This window comes from Photobacterium minamisatsumaniensis, assembly GCF_050336695.1.
Lineage (GTDB): Bacteria > Pseudomonadota > Gammaproteobacteria > Enterobacterales > Vibrionaceae > Photobacterium > Photobacterium minamisatsumaniensis.
In genome coordinates this window covers 16,535-30,200 of the sequence record NZ_JAKJSI010000010.1, presented here as the reverse complement: position 1 = coordinate 30,200, position 13,666 = coordinate 16,535, and the positions used below count along the sequence as shown (strand labels likewise).

At 44.5% G+C, this 13,666-nt stretch carries 14 protein-coding genes, 1 riboswitch and 1 other annotated feature; of the genes, 11 read left to right on the top strand and 3 right to left on the bottom strand.

Features of this window, described 5'->3' with window-relative positions; genetic code table 11:
* Nucleotides 1-96 precede the first annotated feature (96 nt).
* The 11 genes from L4D78_RS00530 to hisIE all read left to right on the top strand — a co-directional run bounded on the left by L4D78_RS00530 (nucleotide 97) and on the right by hisIE (nucleotide 9,844).
* The gene (locus L4D78_RS00530) at nucleotides 97-1,317 is read left to right on the top strand and encodes an EAL and HDOD domain-containing protein (protein ID WP_428465139.1); all 1,221 of its coding nucleotides are present in this window, start codon (nucleotides 97-99) and stop codon (nucleotides 1,315-1,317) included.
* 3 nt (nucleotides 1,318-1,320) lie between these two features.
* Entirely contained in the window at nucleotides 1,321-1,839 is a 519-nt protein-coding gene (locus L4D78_RS00525; protein WP_428465138.1) for a YchJ family metal-binding protein, read from the top strand.
* Nucleotides 1,840-2,035: 196 nt separating this feature from the next.
* On the top strand, nucleotides 2,036-2,218 hold the full coding sequence (locus L4D78_RS00520; RefSeq protein WP_428465137.1) for a hypothetical protein: 183 nt from the start codon (nucleotides 2,036-2,038) through the stop codon (nucleotides 2,216-2,218).
* 272 nt (nucleotides 2,219-2,490) lie between these two features.
* Nucleotides 2,491-2,625: a sequence feature (His leader region), on the top strand.
* A 34-nt stretch (nucleotides 2,626-2,659) separates the two neighbouring features.
* Complete coding sequence (gene hisG / locus L4D78_RS00515) at nucleotides 2,660-3,556, top strand: ATP phosphoribosyltransferase (protein WP_428465136.1); 897 nt, start codon at nucleotides 2,660-2,662, stop codon at nucleotides 3,554-3,556.
* A 3-nt stretch (nucleotides 3,557-3,559) separates the two neighbouring features.
* Entirely contained in the window at nucleotides 3,560-4,870 is a 1,311-nt protein-coding gene (hisD, locus tag L4D78_RS00510; protein ID WP_428465135.1) for a histidinol dehydrogenase, read from the top strand.
* Between the two features lie 10 nt (nucleotides 4,871-4,880).
* Complete coding sequence (gene hisC, locus L4D78_RS00505; protein ID WP_428465134.1) at nucleotides 4,881-5,933, top strand: histidinol-phosphate transaminase; 1,053 nt, start codon at nucleotides 4,881-4,883, stop codon at nucleotides 5,931-5,933.
* A gap of 18 nt (nucleotides 5,934-5,951) precedes the next feature.
* The gene (hisB, locus tag L4D78_RS00500; protein WP_428455779.1) at nucleotides 5,952-7,022 is read left to right on the top strand and encodes a bifunctional histidinol-phosphatase/imidazoleglycerol-phosphate dehydratase HisB; all 1,071 of its coding nucleotides are present in this window, start codon (nucleotides 5,952-5,954) and stop codon (nucleotides 7,020-7,022) included.
* Nucleotides 7,022-7,669, top strand: coding sequence for an imidazole glycerol phosphate synthase subunit HisH (hisH, locus tag L4D78_RS00495; protein ID WP_428455780.1), 648 nt, complete (start codon nucleotides 7,022-7,024; stop codon nucleotides 7,667-7,669). Before hisB ends, hisH begins: the two co-directional genes overlap by 1 nt.
* 20 nt (nucleotides 7,670-7,689) lie before the next feature.
* Nucleotides 7,690-8,424: a 1-(5-phosphoribosyl)-5-[(5-phosphoribosylamino)methylideneamino]imidazole-4-carboxamide isomerase gene (hisA, locus tag L4D78_RS00490; protein ID WP_428465133.1), complete on the top strand. Its 735-nt coding sequence runs from the start codon at nucleotides 7,690-7,692 to the stop codon at nucleotides 8,422-8,424.
* Between the two features lie 17 nt (nucleotides 8,425-8,441).
* On the top strand, nucleotides 8,442-9,215 hold the full coding sequence (hisF, locus tag L4D78_RS00485) for an imidazole glycerol phosphate synthase subunit HisF (RefSeq protein ID WP_428465132.1): 774 nt from the start codon (nucleotides 8,442-8,444) through the stop codon (nucleotides 9,213-9,215).
* Nucleotides 9,212-9,844 carry a bifunctional phosphoribosyl-AMP cyclohydrolase/phosphoribosyl-ATP diphosphatase HisIE gene (gene hisIE, locus L4D78_RS00480; RefSeq protein WP_428465131.1) on the top strand — a complete coding sequence of 211 codons (633 nt, stop codon included), beginning with the start codon at nucleotides 9,212-9,214 and terminating at the stop codon, nucleotides 9,842-9,844. Before hisF ends, hisIE begins: the two co-directional genes overlap by 4 nt.
* An 85-nt stretch (nucleotides 9,845-9,929) precedes the next feature.
* On the opposite strand, the gene L4D78_RS00475 is transcribed toward hisIE, so the two are convergent.
* The 3 genes from L4D78_RS00475 to L4D78_RS00465 form a co-directional block, all read right to left on the bottom strand.
* Nucleotides 9,930-10,592 (bottom strand): YoaK family protein, encoded by a 663-nt coding sequence (locus L4D78_RS00475; RefSeq protein ID WP_428465130.1) that lies wholly within the window; start codon nucleotides 10,590-10,592, stop codon nucleotides 9,930-9,932.
* Nucleotides 10,593-10,961: 369 nt separating this feature from the next.
* A complete protein-coding gene (locus tag L4D78_RS00470) occupies nucleotides 10,962-11,540 on the bottom strand; it encodes a thymidine kinase (RefSeq protein WP_428465129.1) in 579 nt (192 codons plus the stop codon).
* A gap of 248 nt (nucleotides 11,541-11,788) precedes the next feature.
* Nucleotides 11,789-13,384, bottom strand: coding sequence for a Na+/H+ antiporter NhaC family protein (locus L4D78_RS00465; RefSeq protein WP_428465128.1), 1,596 nt, complete (start codon nucleotides 13,382-13,384; stop codon nucleotides 11,789-11,791).
* A gap of 98 nt (nucleotides 13,385-13,482) precedes the next feature.
* A riboswitch (Lysine riboswitch) is annotated at nucleotides 13,483-13,665 on the bottom strand.
* Nucleotide 13,666: the final 1 nt, after the last annotated feature.

Sequence of the window (13,666 nt, the reverse complement as noted above, 5' to 3'; positions counted from 1 at the left end):
AATATCTGTAATACTAATACCAATTGTTCAGACATATCTTTGTATGAATAACAGCATACAATTTTTCATCTGATCGTTTCTATTTGACAGTTTTTCATGAAATCATACCTTGCTCGCCAACCAGTGATGAACAGGAACAAGGAAACCATTGGCTACGAATTATTATTTCGGGATGGCCCAAACAACGCCTTCCCCAATATTGCCGATGAACAAGCGACTAACCGCTTACTAGCAGATAACTTTCTGTCTTCGAGTACAACAGATATTACTGCAGGCCGAAAAGCGTTTGTTAATTTTCCTTACACCAGCCTTGTTAACCGCACACCACTCCTATTTAAAAAACAATGTTTCATTATTGAAATACTGGAAACATGTGAGCCGACGGATGAATTACTAGAAGCGATCATTGAATTAAACCAAAAAGGGTACACCTTAGCTCTTGATGATTTTGTTCCGTCACCACAGTGGAACCGTTTTCTGCCCTATGTTCATATCATTAAATTCGATGTTCGAGTTACTCCGATCGAAAAAGCTAGCTTTTTTATTCAATATCACAAAAAAAGTAAACTGATATTTCTGGCAGAAAAAGTTGAGACCCAAGCGGAGTTTCAACAGTGCTACGATGCGGGGTTCCATCTTTTCCAAGGTTACTTTTTTAGTAAGCCAGAAATGGTGCGCCGTAAAACATTGTCACCTTCGGCACTGACGACACTACGGTTATACAAAGAGATAAGTCAACATAACGTTGATTTCGATAAAATAGAAAAGATTATTGCAACCGATGTATCGCTTTCATACAAGCTACTCCATCATGTTAATAACATAACCTACACCCGTGCAAAGCCAATATCTTCATTCAAACAAGCCTTGGTATACCTCGGAGAAGAAAAGCTCAGGCGCTTTATTATGTTTGTGGCAACATCACATGCCACTGAAGATAAGCCAGCCTCTTTATATAACCTATCGATACAACGAGCACGCTTTTGTGAACGCCTCTCGCAGCACCTTGAGCCGAAGATAAGCCGTAATCACGCCTTTTTAACCGGATTATTTTCGCTACTAGATTCAATGCTAGATCAACCTATTGAAGTATTGATAGAACAACTGCCTCTGGAAGTAATTGTTCGCCAAGCGCTCGTGTTCCAACAAGGTAAACTCGGCTGTTTATTGCGCTTAGCAATCGCCTATGACAATGCTGACTGGCAAAAAATCAAACTTATTTGTCAATCATTGAACCTCAGTGAATCTATCGTTGCAGAACTGTACTTAGAGTCCTTAAAATGGGCGACTATTTTTGAGCGAACAGTAACAGAGTAAACCATGGCCCAGCAAAGTTTGTTATGCCCCTGCGGCAGTCAACGCCCTCTCGCAGAGTGCTGTCAACCTATCCATCAAAATCCAGCGAATGCCCAACACCCTGAACAACTGATGCGCTCACGATACAGCGCGCATGTACTTGGTCTTGTTGATTATGTCGTTGCTACTTATCACCCAAGCTGTGAAGCAGAACAACACCGAGACGCAATTGCCGATTCGGTACATAGTGAATGGCTTGGTCTTGAAATAATCACGAGTGAAATTGCTAATTCTGGCGAAGGTTTCGTCGAGTTCAAAGCCTACTACCGTGACGGAGAAAACGAATACTGCCTTCAAGAGCGCTCGCGTTTTTTACAAGAAGACATTAATGGTCAGCGTCAATGGTATTACATTGATGGCGAATACCCTGAACCAGCTCCCGCATCAGAAGTAGAAAGTCGCCCAGCTGTTAACGAAAAAATCGGTCGTAATGACCCTTGCCCATGCGGCAGTGGCAAAAAACACAAAAAGTGCTGCGGCTAATCCTCATTAAAGTTCCCTACCTTACTTTTGCTAAGGTAGGGTCTCGCTCTTTCATATAGCCCCCCCCCCACTAAAACGTCGATCTTCCCCACAAAAATCACATTTTCGAACAAATTTTATTCAACCTTTTCCTTTATTTGCCGACTAAATAGTGACCAGCACTTTTATTCTGAAGCGATGATGATGAGGTAATGACATGATAAACCCTAATAGCAATCTCCCACTGTCTGCCCAGAAACAATTAAAAAAAGTCACACAAGCATCACTTATCAACGAGCGAAAACAAAAAGTTGAGCCAAAAACTGAACCTGAAAATGAGGATCAAAAACAGCAGCCCAAAAAACGACCACCTAAAGGCCTGCTAGATATCTATGTATAAAAACCAAATATCTCCACCCATTCTATGTTAACCACTTGTAATGCGCCCTTATTTAACAGCCTTGTTCCACATTAAAACCCATGGTAAATAAGGCTAACTTTTGAGCTAAATACGATAAATCCAGATATGAATTCCTAAGCCTCGAAGAAATTTAATAAATCCGTAAAAATACCATTGCAAAATAAATCCAGCTTGGTTAATGTGATTAACAAGCAAGCGTTAATAAAGATTTATACAGAGTACATATTTATGCGTATCCCAATGGTTAACCTACATCACCATCATCATCCTGATTAGTCTTTCGGGAGGATACGCCTCGCTCTGGAAGACGCAAAATTCTCTTCCAGCGGTCAGCGAAAAATAAAATTCAGACCCCCGGAAGAGCAATCTTCCGGGGGTTTTTCAATTTTAAGCTCAACATCGAGTATAGGGATTAATACAATGCAGACACAACGACTTCGAATTGCAATTCAAAAGAAAGGACGCTTAAGTAAAGAGTGCCAAAACCTACTCAAGCGCTGTGGCGTAAAATTCAATATGGTGGGCGAGCGTTTAGTCGTTCACGCCGAAAACATGCCTATCGACCTACTCCTTGTACGAGATGATGATATTCCAGGTTTAATCATGGATGGTGTGGTTGACCTTGGTGTCATTGGTGAAAATGAGCTTGAAGAAGTCGGTTTAGAGCGAATTGCTCGTGGTGAACCTGCAGAATATACCAAACTACGACGTCTAGATTTTGGTGGTTGCCGCCTGTCTATCGCTGTCGATAAAGATGCTGACTACAACGGCCCGCAAGATCTACAAGGTAAGCGTATTGCAACGACTTACCCGCAGCTTGTTAAACGCTACATGGATGAGCTAGGCGTAGAGTTTAGTACTTGTATGCTCAATGGTTCAGTTGAAGTCGCTCCACGTGCTGGCTTAGCCGATGCGATTTGTGATTTGGTTTCAACTGGTGCAACACTTGAAGCTAATGGCTTAAAAGAAGCCGAAGTGATTCTTCGTTCGAAAGCGGTTTTAATTCAACGTACAGGTGAATTCTCTACAGATAAGCAAGCGCTTATCGAGCGCCTATTAACCCGTATGCAAGGTGTTATTCAAGCGAAAGAATCGAAGTACATCATGCTACACGCGCCAACAGATCGCCTTGATCAAATCAAAGACCTATTACCTGGCGCAGAAGATCCAACTGTAATGCCACTATCACAAGATAAAACTCGCGTAGCGATTCACTTAGTGAGTTCAGAAAACCTATTTTGGGAAACCATGGAGCAACTTAAAGAGCTTGGTGCAAGCTCCATTCTTGTTCTACCAATCGAAAAAATGATGGAGTAAGCCATGAAAACGGTTGTATGGCAATCACTCAGCGAAAGCCAACAAGAAAGCCTGCTTGAACGCCCCGCTATCACTGAAGGGGCTAACATCACAGCAATTGTTGCTAATGTGATTAACGATGTTCGTCAACGTGGCGATCAGGCTTTGCTTGAGCTAACTGAGAAGTTTGATGGTGTAAAGCCAGACTCAATTAAAGTCAGTCAAGAGGAAGTATCTGCGGCATCGGCACGTTTAACGAGCACGATGAAGCAGGCGCTCCAGCAGGCTTATCAGAATATTGCGACGTTTCACAAAGCACAAAAGCAGCCAACACTACGTGTTGAAACTCAGCCAGGAGTTGTGTGTGAGCAAGTCACTCGCCCGATTAACTCTGTGGGTCTATATATTCCAGGCGGAAGTGCACCATTACCATCAACCGTATTAATGTTAGGCGTACCATCACAAATTGCGGGTTGTCGTGAAGTTGTTCTTTGCTCACCACCACCGATTGCCGATGAAATTCTGTATGTGGCCGAACTATGTGGCATTACTGAAATCTACAATGCTGGCGGCTCACAAGCGGTTGCTGCAATGGCTTACGGTACTGAAACCGTAGCGAAAGTAGATAAGATTTTTGGTCCGGGTAATGCTTTCGTCACCGAGGCAAAGCGCCAAGTCAGCAACGACTTTCGAGGTGCGGCTATCGACATGCCAGCAGGTCCTTCAGAAGTATTAGTCATCGCGGACAGTACAGCGGATCCCGACTTCATCGCCGCAGATTTACTTAGCCAAGCCGAGCACGGACCTGATTCTCAAGTCGTGCTTGTGACACCCGACCCGAGTATTGCCGATCGCACCGCTGATGCCATTCAACAGCAGCTTAAGCAATTATCACGAGCCGACATTGCCCGTGAAGCACTTGGCTCAAGTATTCTAATCATTGCTGATAGTCTCACCCAGTGTGTGTCAATTTCGAACCACTATGGTCCTGAGCACCTTATTGTGCAGACACGTAACCCTCGAGAGTTAGTGTCGCAACTAGACAACGCGGGTTCGATTTTCCTAGGTAATTGGTCGCCAGAATCGGTCGGCGATTACGCTTCAGGTACAAACCACGTGCTTCCGACATACGGCTATACCCGTACCTATTCTAGTCTTGGCTTAGCTGATTTTTCTAAGCGTATGACGGTACAAGAACTTTCAGCAAGTGGCTTAAGTGAATTAGCTCCAACAGTTGTCACTATTGCCGAAGCTGAAGGCCTTGATGCACATAAGCGAGCAGTCACCATTCGTATGGAAAAATTGGCCGCACAAGCTGACAAACAAGCTAATTAAGGGATATACGATGAGTATTGAACAACTCGCAAGAAAAACAATACGAGAACTCACGCCTTATCAGTCAGCTCGACGATTAGGTGGAAATGGTGATATCTGGCTAAATGCCAACGAGTCTCCTTTTGTGAACGAATACAATATCAAATGTGAACGCCTTAATCGCTATAGCACATGCCAGCCAACAGAATTAATTGAAGCCTATGCTGACTACGCAAGTGTTCGCACAGAGCAGGTGCTCACTTCACGTGGTGCCGATGAAGGTATTGAACTACTAATCCGCGCTTTCTGTGAACCAAACCAAGACAGTATTATTTATTGTCCTCCTACTTATGGCATGTATGCCATAAGTGCAGAAACCTTTGATGTAAAAACCAAAACCGTTCCACTAACCGGTGAGTGGCAACTTGATCTTGACGGTATTCAAGCCAACTTAGACAACACCAAGCTGGTTTTTGTCTGTAGCCCAAATAACCCAACAGGCAACCTAATCAACCGCAAGGATATCGAAGCGCTACTCGATATGACTGCGAATAAAGCACTGGTTGTGGTTGATGAAGCGTATATCGATTTCTGCCCAGAGGCGACGACAGCCAATTTACTCGACAGCTACCCTAACCTCGTCATTTTACGAACGTTATCAAAGGCATTTGCACTTGCAGGGCTTCGTTGTGGTTTTACCCTTGCGAACCCAGACGTTATAGAGTTGCTGCTTAAGGTTATTGCCCCTTACCCCGTGCCTGTTCCCGTAGCAGATATCGCAGTACAGGCACTGTCACCTGCAGGCAAGGCTAAAACTAAATTCCAAGTACTGGATATCAGTGCAAACCGTGCATATTTGCAAGCCGGTCTCGGCATGCTCGAAGGCGTCACCGTTTATGACGGCTACGGCAACTATCTACTCGTGAAATTCCTCGATGCCGATGCCTTATTCAACGCACTGTGGAATCACGGTATTATTCTACGCCGTTCACCCATTGAAAACTGCATTCGCATCAGTGTCGGCAACCGTGACGAATGCGAAAAGACGCTGGCCTTTATTCGCGAGCAGCTAGGAAAGAATTAAGTATTAAGGACGTACATTGTGAGCAAGCAAAACATTTTATTTATTGATCGTGACGGTACACTGATTGTTGAACCACCAGTCGATTTTCAAGTTGACCGTCTTGATAAGCTAAAGCTAGAGCCTTTTGTTATCCCAGCCCTACTGCAACTGCAAGATGCTGGCTATAAACTGGTAATGGTAACCAACCAAGATGGCCTTGGTACCGACAGCTACCCGCAGGCTGATTTTGATGCCCCGCATGACATGATGATGGAGATCTTTGAGTCGCAAGGGGTCAAATTCGACGATGTATTGATCTGCCCGCACTTCGAAGAAGACAACTGCAGTTGCCGCAAACCCAAACTGGGTATGGTGAAAGATTACCTGCAGCAAGGCAAAGTCAACTTTGAAACCTCAGCGGTAATAGGAGATCGCCAAACAGATCTTCAATTAGCTGAAAATATGGCTATTCGAGGTATTCAATACAACCCTGAGACTTTAGGCTGGCAACAGATCGTTAAAGATCTTACTACTCGCCCTCGGATCGCAGAAGTCGTGCGTACAACCAAAGAGACTGACATCCGGGTTAAAGTGAACCTTGATGAGTCAGGCGGTAACCGTATTGAAACAGGCCTTGGTTTCTTCGACCATATGTTAGATCAAATTGCCACTCACGGTGGTTTCCGTATGGAGCTAACGGTTGATGGTGACTTGCACATTGATGATCATCACAGTGTGGAAGATGCCGCATTGGCATTAGGGGAAGCCCTAAAACGTGCGCTAGGAGATAAACGCGGCATCGGTCGCTTTGGCTTTAGCCTGCCGATGGATGAATGCCTAGCACAATGTGCATTAGATTTATCTGGACGCCCTTATTTGAAGTTTGATGCGCAGTTCAGCCGCGAACAAGTTGGTGATTTATCAACAGAGATGGTATCGCACTTCTTCCGCTCTCTCACCGACACGCTAGCGTGTACACTGCACCTCTCCTCAGACGGCAACAATGATCACCACATTGTTGAAAGCTTATTCAAAGCCTTTGGCCGTACATTACGTCAGGCTATTCGGGTTGAAGGTAATGAGCTACCAAGCAGCAAGGGAGTGTTGTAATGAGTACCACAAACCAACAGGTTGTGATCATTGATACTGGCTGTGCCAATGTCTCCTCTGTTCGCTTCGCAATCGAGCGACTTGGTTATGCCGTCACGGTCAGCAAAGACTCAACGGTTGTACTGGCTGCTGATAAGCTGTTCCTTCCCGGTGTGGGAACAGCAAGTGAAGCGATGAAAAACCTCGAGGAGCGTGATCTGATCAATCTGGTAAAACAGGTTGATAAACCACTGTTGGGCATTTGTCTCGGTATGCAGTTACTCGGCCAGCTATCTGAAGAGCAAGGCCAAAATGGGACGGAACTTGTATCATGCCTTGGTCTATGTGATGCGCCCGTGAAAAAGATGGAGGTCGGTGAGTTACCACTACCTCACATGGGCTGGAACACTATCACGCCAGAAGCAGATCACCCGCTATTTAAAGATATACCTGCGGGCAGTTATTTTTACTTTGTTCATAGCTACGCCATGCCAGTCTTTAATATGGAAAATAGCCAAACCAATGGCGGCCGTACTATAGCCCGTAGTGATTATGGCAATGCCTTCACCGCCGCAGTGCAGAGCGGTAATTACTTTGGCGTACAATTTCACCCAGAGCGTTCAAGTAAAGCAGGCTCACAGCTGATTCAGAATTTTCTTGAAATGTAAGGACACCAAAAGGATTTGTTATGATTATTCCCGCGCTAGATTTAATTGAAGGTCAGGTTGTCCGCCTGTTTCAAGGTGACTATGGCAAGGTAACCGAATATAAGGTCGACCCAGCCGAGCAATTTAATCTCTATCATCAAGCTGGTGCAAACTGGCTTCACCTCGTTGACCTTACTGGTGCCAAAGATACTTCAGCTCGTCAGCTTGATTTAATTCAGCAGCTACTTGCCAGCACACCAGCCAATATTCAAATTGGTGGTGGTGTTCGCACCGAGCAAGACGTCGCAGATTTGCTCAATGCTGGCGCACAACGTGTCGTAATCGGCTCCACGGCGGTTAAACAGCCTGAGCTTGTTAAAGGCTGGATGGAAAAATATGGTCCTGAGCACATCGTGCTAGCACTGGATGTCAACATTGATGCTAACGGCAATCGTAAAGTCGCAGTATCTGGCTGGCAGGAAGATTCAGGAGTGACGATTGAAGCACTACTGGACGATTTTCTCAAAGTCGGATTAAAGCACGTGCTGTGCACCGACATTTCACGCGACGGTACACTGGAAGGTTCTAACGTAGAGCTGTACATCGATCTGTGTCAGCAATACCCGCAAGTACAGTTTCAATCATCTGGTGGCATTGGCTCACTGGATGATATTGCTGCCCTGAAAGGCTCCGGCGTGGCAGGTGTCATCGTTGGTCGTGCGCTATTAGACGGTAAGTTTACTGCAGAGCAAGCTTTTACTTGCTGGAATGAATAAGGCAAAGGAGTAACACCATGCTAGCAAGACGTATTATTCCCTGCCTTGATGTCCGTGACGGTCAAGTCGTGAAAGGCGTGCAGTTTCGTAACCATGAAATCATCGGTGATATTGTACCTCTCGCCAAACGCTATGCCGAAGAAGGCGCCGATGAGTTAGTTTTCTATGATATTACCGCGTCGAGCGATGGTCGCGTAGTGGATAAGAGTTGGGTCGCCCGTGTCGCAGAGGTGATCGATATCCCATTCTGTGTCGCAGGTGGGATCAAGTCAGCTGAAGACGCGAGCCGTATTTTGCAGTTTGGGGCTGACAAGGTATCAATCAACTCACCAGCTCTGGCCAATCCTGAACTCATCACCCAGCTTGCTGATAAGTTTGGTGTGCAGTGCATTGTTGTTGGTATCGATTCGTACTTCGATGCCGACACGGGTAAGTATCAAGTCTACCAATTTACTGGTGACGAAAGCCGTACCAAAGCAACACGTTGGGAAACCCGTGACTGGGTTGAAGAAGTTCAGCGTCGTGGCGCAGGTGAAATTGTACTAAATATGATGAACCAAGACGGCGTTCGTAATGGCTATGACCTTACCCAGCTGAATATGGTGCGCGATGTTTGCCATGTGCCACTTATTGCCTCGGGTGGTGCCGGTGAAATGGTGCACTTTGCCGATGCCTTCAACAAAGCGAATGTTGATGGCGCATTAGCAGCTTCAGTGTTCCATAAACAAATCATTAATATCAATGAACTTAAGCAATACCTGAAACATCAAGATGTGGAGATCCGACTATGAGCCTAACAAGCAGTATTAATTGGGATAAAGTAGACGGATTAGTCCCTGCTATTGTCCAAGACAACACCAGTGGCCAAGTCTTAATGCTTGGCTACATGAATGACGAAGCGCTAAACAAAACGCTTGAAACCAAGCAAGTGACATTCTGGTCGCGTACCAAAGAACGCCTTTGGACAAAAGGGGAAACCTCTGGCAATGTGCTGCAACTAAAAAGCATCAAGCTCGATTGCGATCAAGACACATTACTAGTACAAGTTGACCCTATTGGTCCAACTTGCCACTTAAACACTACGACCTGTTTTGATGGAGATAGCGCGCAAGAAGGCGAAGTACAACAGCCAGCCTTGGTGTTCCTTCATCAACTTGAACAAGTCTTATCTGCTCGTAAAGGTGCAGATCCTGACTCTTCATACACCGCAAGCCTTTATGCCCGCGGTACCAAACGTATTTCGCAAAAAGTGGGCGAAGAAGGCGTTGAAGTCGCGCTTGCGGCAACGTCGGGTGACAAGGCGGAGTTAGTTAACGAATCAGCAGATCTGATTTATCACCTTGTTGTCTTGCTACAAGATCAAGGGCTATCGTTGGCGGACATCACGAAGCGTTTAGAAGAAAGACACAACAAAGCATAACGCTTGCTGTCCACGTCACGAACAAGACGACCTCATAAGCAAAAACAGCCAAGAGAGTGGCTATTGGCTGTTTTTCTTCCCAACATCAGCGTCTAACTTTGGTGCGATAAAGAGAATAAGACAGCGCTAAAAATAAACAAAAGCTCGCTGGAACATACAACGCATAAAATTGAAGGTAATTAAAGGAGTAGGCCCCAAGCGCACCGCCAGAAATAAAGCCCAAGATAATTAACAGAAACAGTAATGCCTTTCTTTTATCAAATTGCTCACCCCTTATTTTTGCGCCAAGCATAATGCCTAAATCGGTAAATATTCCCGTCACATGCGTGGTTCGAATGACGGCACCACTATATTTGGTCGCGAGTGCATTTTGTAGTCCACAAGCCGCAGAAGCCCAATAGAGCCCACCAAAAGAGTTTTTAGTTAACAAATAAGCGGCACAAAAAAGAAAAATGGCTTCTAACGTCAGTACACCACTGTAATTACGACTTAACTTTAGTGTGCCACCATGTAGAAAGTAGCCTGATATTGCAGAGCCAATAAGAAAACTAAATATGATCGCAAATAAATAAAATACATCACTCATTGAAGAGTTTACAAACCCAGTGCCTACCAATGTCGCTGTACCGGATAAGTGTGAAACTGATTGATGCTGGAAACCCAATAACCCTGCAGCATTAATAAAACCAGCAACCAATGCGAGTACGAAAGCCCCAGACTCGACCCAACGGGGTAATTTAGATATCACGATATTCCTTAGATTTCAGGCCTCGTTTAGCGATATAGAGATGGCTAAATTTAGAGCGTGAGAAAAAGTGGGCTATCTTAAATCTGTTCAAGTAACTTGTTAAGTAATAATTATTGAGCGTAATACTCCCCAAAAACATCACCTCGGATAACTATGCGCTATTCTCCGGATAAAACATCAGCTTACCCGCATATGCATAGTTATGAGTAATTTTACATGGCAAAATCAGAAAACTAAGATTAAGAAAAGTGGGAGAATTTACGAGGGAATAAATAAATAAGCCTCACGATTGTAAGGCTTATTTGTTTAAAGAAGCGAGTTAAACAAAAACGTAAGTGAACGGCTTACATTACATTCATCATTATTTGATTAACGACCTAGTGCTTCTTTGTAGTGTTTGCGACACACTGAGACATAGCGATCATTACCACCAATCTCAACTTGATCACCATCGGCAATTGCACGGCCAGTTTCATCTTGGCGGATCACCATATTTGCTTTGCGACCACAATGACAAATGGTTTTTAACTCAACCAACTTATCTGCCCAAGCCAGCAAGTAGCGGCTTCCGTCAAACAACTCACCACGGAAATCACTGCGTAAGCCATAACACAACACAGGAATATGGAGCTTATCGACGACTTCAGTTAATTGATATACCTGCTCTTTGGTTAAGAATTGGCATTCATCGATTAAAACACAGTCTATCTTTTGTGCATGCTGAATATCTTGAAGGCGTGCATACAAGTCATCGGCTGAGTTAAATAATTCAGCTTCTTCTTGCAAGCCAATACGTGAGCTAACTTTACCTTTGCCAAAACGATCGTCGATAGAGGCAGTAAAAATGACAGGTGTCATTCCGCGCTCGCGATAGTTAAAAGAAGACTGTAACAGTGTGGTTGACTTACCCGCATTCATTGCAGAGTAATAGAAATACATCTGGGCCATTAAGCTTCCCTAGTCATACGATTGGTGCATAAAAACTGCCGAGATGCTACAGAAAAGCCATAGAAATTGAAAGGAGCAAGCGCAAGAGTCAGCACATTTCTTACAATTTTCATCGCGTTCTACTACTCATGCCGGCCAGTCATTAAGCAGCGCTTTACGGTGAGCGATTGTAGTTATTCACCCTAAGCCGTAACCATAAAAAAAGCCTGCAAAACGCAGGCTTTTTATTAACAATGTGGTTTAAGCAATTAAGCTTTCGCTGTCGCAACTTGTGGGCGACGAGACAACCAAGATAACGCTACACACGCTAAGATAAAGGCGAGTGTTGCCGTCATAAAGGCCACAGCAAGTGAACCTGTAAAGCCTAATACTAAGAAACCAATCGACGATACAACAGCCACAGACAACGCATAAGGTAGCTGAGTAGATACGTGATCGATATGGTGACAGCGTGCGCCCGTCGACGACAAGATAGTCGTATCAGAAATCGGAGAACAGTGGTCACCAAAAACTGAACCGGCTAGTACAGCGCCCAGCATTGGTAGCATCAGCATAATATCGGTTGCCGCTGCTAAGTCACCAGCGATTGGCAACATAATACCGAACGTACCCCATGACGTACCGGTCGAAAATGCCATAAAGCCAGCAAGCATAAATAAGATAACAGGTAGAAACATTGGGTTAATGCTACCTTCAACCAAGGTTGATAGGTATTTACCTGTTGCCATGTCACTGATCACGCTACCGATACACCACGCAAACAATAAGATCAGAATCGCACCAAACATTGACTTAGCACCAATCCACAATGTTACAGCAACATCTGAAGCAGGAAGACGCTGACGCAGCACTGGAATAAGGGCAGCAATAAATCCGATAGTACCACCATAAACGAGTGACATACCTACATCGGTATTTTCAAAAGCGCCAAGAAGGTTAAATGCTAAACCATCAGCTGCAAGTGCTTGGTATCCTGTAAAGATCATAAAGAAGAAAGTGGCAAGGATAAGAGCAACAATTGGCATAACCAAATCAGAAACACGGCCATTTTTGCTTTCTTCAATTTCTAGCTCGTCATTTAAGTCTTTAGCACGCTTGTCTTCATCACCTTCATCGAAGCCGCGGCAATGACTCGCGTTTAGCTCATGCTTTCTCATTGGGCCCACATCAATCTGGAACCAAGCCACAACAAACACCATGATCAATGCAAAGACAGCATAAAAGTTCATCGGAGCCAACTGAACAAACGCGCCTAATGGCGTATATTCAGTCACACCATGTGATGCCAGAATGCCGCCAATCAACGTAATAATGTATGCACCCCAGCTTGATGCCGGCATTAGTACACACATTGGTGCAGCAGTTGAATCCAAAATATAAGCAAGCTTTGCACGTGAAACGTAATAGCGATCTGTCACTGGGCGCGAAATCGAGCCAACAGCTAAACTATTGAAGTAATCATCAACAAAAATGAAGACACCCAAGAATGCTGCTAATAACTTCGCACCACGCTTACTTTTAATTTTAGTCTGCGCCCACTCAGCAAATGCTCGTGTACCACCAGAAAGCGTTAGCAATGCTGTCGTCATTCCTAACAACACCAAAAATGCAACAATGCTCATATTCCAGCTATTAATAGCACCGTCATCGATAAATAGTCCGAATGCCGTTGTACCAATATAACTAGCTGTGTTTCCAATAGAAAAGTCTGTCAGCAAGAATGCACCAAGCACTACGCCAACACCCAAAGACACTAAGACGCGTCGGGTTAAAATCGCAAGAGCCAATGCTACCAAAGGTGGTAACAACGACATTGAGGAATGTGAAAAATCTACAATATTCATGATCTCTACTACAACCGATCCTGGTTGGAGATCTACTGTTGGCACGACATCATGTCGTGATTAAGAGAGTGTAAGGAAGAGAAGTTACCCTTTTCCGACTCCACAGTAGCGCTCCATAGTTAATGTAATTATATACTATGGCAGTGCTGTCCCTATTCGGTGACAACCCCAGCAAACAAAGTTCGATAGCTTTATTTACTTCGGCATTAGCTCCTTTCATAAACCCTCATCGGAATCACCTCCGGTTTATTACTTATAGATAATGCGCCTCTACCCTTAGTC